This window comes from Intestinibacter sp. (assembly GCF_051866655.1).
Lineage (GTDB): Bacteria > Bacillota > Clostridia > Peptostreptococcales > Peptostreptococcaceae > Intestinibacter.
This window is the reverse complement of the sequence record NZ_JBJDXL010000331.1, coordinates 1-3,506: the sequence shown is the minus strand read 5'-3', so window position 1 is coordinate 3,506 and position 3,506 is coordinate 1. Positions and strand designations below refer to the sequence as shown.

Below are 3,506 nucleotides of genomic sequence, written 5' to 3'. Positions count from 1 at the left end.
AGTATATAGGCGAATTTAAAGATAATTTAAAGGAGGGATGCGGACAGTATACTTTCCAAAATGGAAATGTATATATAGGAAATTTTCAAAATGATATAAGAGAAGGCATAGGTCAAATAATATACGCAAATGGAGATGAATACATAGGTAATTTTAAACAAGGTAAGAAAAATGGCAACGGTATTTTTAAGTGGAATGATGGATGTACATATTATGGAGAATATAAAGACAATAAAATGGATGGAGAAGGAACTTGTTATAATTCTTCGGGTGTTTTAATATATGAAGGTCAGTGGAAGGTAAATCAAATTCACGGAAAAGGAACTTATATATGGAGTGAAAATAAAAAATATATAGGCGAATTTAGAAATGGAAAAAAACACGGATTTGGCAAGTTTTATTTAAACGGAGAGCTAGTTTATGAAGGAACTTGGAAATTTGACAAGCCTTGTATATTTGGAAGAAGTTTAGAGGAAATTTTTACAGTTAAATTTTAAAAAAATTACAAAAATATAATTTCGTATGTATTATAAAAAATATTTAGGATATGATAATTACTAATGAAATATTAAAACTGTGAAAGGAAGATATTATGGGTTGTGAAAAATTTTTAAAAAGAGCGATTGCTTTAACAGTTTTATTTTTTTTAGTAAGTACATTTTCAGTAACGGCTCAAATTAATACAGATAATAAGAGCAATATAATAAAAAATAATTCAAATAATCAGATGAAAATAGCCATTACTTTCGACGATGGACCACATCCAAAGGAGACAGATAAGATATTAGATATCTTGGAAAAATACAATGCTAAAGCTACGTTTTTCGTAGTTGGAAAGCATGTAAAATGGTATACAGATGCAGTAGTAAGAGCCAGCAAAGATGGGCATGAAATAGGTAACCATACCTATAATCATCCCGATATAAGTAATCTATCACAGGAACAGATAAAGCAAGAGATTAAATTATGTGAAGATATAATAATAGAAAAAACTGGACAAAAGCCAAAGCTATTTAGACCTCCTTTTGGCAATTACAATGAACAATCTCTGAGTAAGCTTTCTGAAGATTTAGGGTATACTGTAGTTTTATGGAGTGGAGTAGATGTAAAGGATTGGAAAAATCCTCCTTCCGATCAAATCGCTGATAAAGTAATAAATAATGTAAAATCTGGAGATATAATATTACTGCACGATTATGGAACAAATAGCACCGTAGAGGCATTGGACAAAATATTAGCTTCGTTGACAGAAAAAGGTTATAAATTTGTTACGGTTTCTGAACTTTTAGAGGAGAAAAATAAAAAAAATAGTAATTAGATTCAAAAAAAATAATATTATATATTAAGATTATCTTGAGAAGGATTTGATTAAATGTATAATAAAATTTATGAAAAAAGGGAATATATAATCTTTCAAGTAAAGGGAGGTTATATAGCTTATAACACAAAAAAATGTTTTAAAGATGGACACACCCACTTAAAACATTTTGAAGCTGCAAAGACAGCCATAGATTTGGTTATCAAAAAAAGAATTCCTAAGAGTACAGATGAATATTATTTGGTGAGTTTAATCAGATTAAGTGAGGATAATAATTATATAGAAAAAATACATGAGTTAATAAATACAAGACACAGCAAAGGCAAAAAGGATAAATACTATAATGTAACATGTAAATTGATAAAAAGGGGCTTATAGCCTCTTTTATAATGCATGGGAAAATTTTTTGCTACAAAAAATACTAAAATATATTATATAATAATCAAGTTTTTGGGTATAAATAGCATATGCTTAAAAATAAAATTTTAAAAATATTAAAAATTTTTAAATTTCTATTAAAAAATGAAATTTAAGCAATTTTTTAGGATATTTTTATCAAAAAAATAAAAAATAAAGTAAGAAAAAATAATTTTATTAGAAGGAAATAAACAAAAAAAGTCGAATTATGTATAATAGTATTTGACAAATATGTGTTATAAGGTAAAATAAGAATGTTGACAAAAAATACACCAGAAGGTGATAAACTTGAATGATTTAAAAGACATTATAGAAGAAATAAAAAGCAGGTGTGACATTGTAGATGTAATATCAGATTATATGCATATTGAAAAGTCTGGTTCTAATTATACTGGATTGTGTCCATTTCATACAGAGAAGACAGGATCTTTTATGGTCAGCAAATCTAAACAAATATATAAATGTTTTGGATGCAATGCAGGTGGAGATGTAATTAGTTTTGTAATGAGATGGGAAAATGTAGACTTTATGGAGGCTGTAAAGATATTAGCTAAAAGATGTGGAATAACTCTAAATAGAAATATAAGCGAAGAAGAAAGACAAAAAATACAAGAGATAAATAAATTTAGAGAAATTCACACAGAGGCAGCAAGGTTTTATTTTGCTAATTTATTGAGCAGAAAAAATCCTGGATATGAATACCTTAAAAAAAGAGGATTGAGCGATAAAATCATTAAAAAGTTTGGTTTGGGATATTCATTAAATTCTTGGAATAGCTTGATGAATCATTTACTTGCTAAAGGCTATGATAAGGCAGATTTAGTAAAATGTGGTCTAGTTACCCATAAAAGCGAGACTAATAAGTACTATGATAGATTTAGAAATAGAGTTATGTTCCCTATATTTAACTATAATGGGAAAGTTATTGGTTTTGGAGGAAGAGTGCTAGATGATTCACTTCCTAAATACTTAAATTCACCAGAAACTTTAATTTTTAATAAGAGATTGAATTTATATGGACTCAATATTTCTAAAAAAAGTATAAAAGACGATACTTTAATTTTAGTTGAGGGGTATATGGATTTAATTTCACTTTACCAAAATAATATAGAGAATGTAGTTGCCACTTTGGGAACCGCTTTGACTATAGGTCAAGCAAAGTTGATTAGAAAATTTGCAAAAAATGTTATTATATCCTATGATTCAGATCAAGCAGGACAAAATGCTACTTTAAGAGCCATTGATATTTTACTTCAGGCTGATATTAAAGTAAAAATATTAAATTTAAAAGATTGCAAGGATCCCGATGATTTCATAAAAAAATACGGCTTTGAGGGTTATAAAAAGGCAATAGATGAATCCGACTATTATATTAAGTTTAAAATAGATATACTTAAAAATAAATATAATTTACAAAATGACACTCAGAAGATGAGCTTTGTCGAAGAGGCAACTTTACTACTTAGAAGGTTGAAAAGTCCTATAGAAAAAGATCTATACGCCAAATATTTAAGTGATTTAACAAATATAAGTATAGAATCTATAAGGGCAAATGTGGGTATAAAGGTTAAAAACAATTATAATAATATCAAAAATAATACTAATAATAGGAAGATAGAGCAAATGTCTAAAATCCAAAATGGATATTTAAAGGTAGAAGCTAAATTTATAAAATTATTGATGGAAAACAAAAACTGGAGAAATAGTGTATGAATGGATTATGAAATAGAAGATTTTTTATTTGTAGATACAAAGGAAATTTTTGATTACA

The 3,506-nt window shown here is 27.2% G+C and carries 4 protein-coding genes; all 4 read left to right on the top strand.

Going from position 1 to position 3,506, the window contains the following annotated elements:
* Positions 1-497 (top strand): MORN repeat-containing protein (locus tag ACI3VO_RS09830; protein ID WP_439757750.1); only part of this gene is annotated, 497 nt, incomplete at its 5' end.
* 95 nt (positions 498-592) lie between these two features.
* Positions 593-1,318, top strand: coding sequence for a polysaccharide deacetylase family protein (locus ACI3VO_RS09825; protein WP_439757749.1), 726 nt, complete (start codon positions 593-595; stop codon positions 1,316-1,318).
* 54 nt (positions 1,319-1,372) lie between these two features.
* Positions 1,373-1,696: a hypothetical protein gene (locus ACI3VO_RS09820; RefSeq protein WP_439757748.1), complete on the top strand. Its 324-nt coding sequence runs from the start codon at positions 1,373-1,375 to the stop codon at positions 1,694-1,696.
* A gap of 327 nt (positions 1,697-2,023) precedes the next feature.
* Positions 2,024-3,448 (top strand): DNA primase, encoded by a 1,425-nt coding sequence (gene dnaG / locus ACI3VO_RS09815; RefSeq protein ID WP_439757747.1) that lies wholly within the window; start codon positions 2,024-2,026, stop codon positions 3,446-3,448.
* Positions 3,449-3,506: the final 58 nt, after the last annotated feature.

What these genes read in the sequence shown, in the direction of transcription:
- ACI3VO_RS09825 (WP_439757749.1), top strand. Translation starts at nt 593, where the DNA reads ATGGGTTGTGAAAAATTTTTAAAAAGAGCGATTGCTTTAACAGTTTTA.
- ACI3VO_RS09820 (WP_439757748.1), top strand. Translation starts at nt 1,373, where the DNA reads ATGTATAATAAAATTTATGAAAAAAGGGAATATATAATCTTTCAAGTA.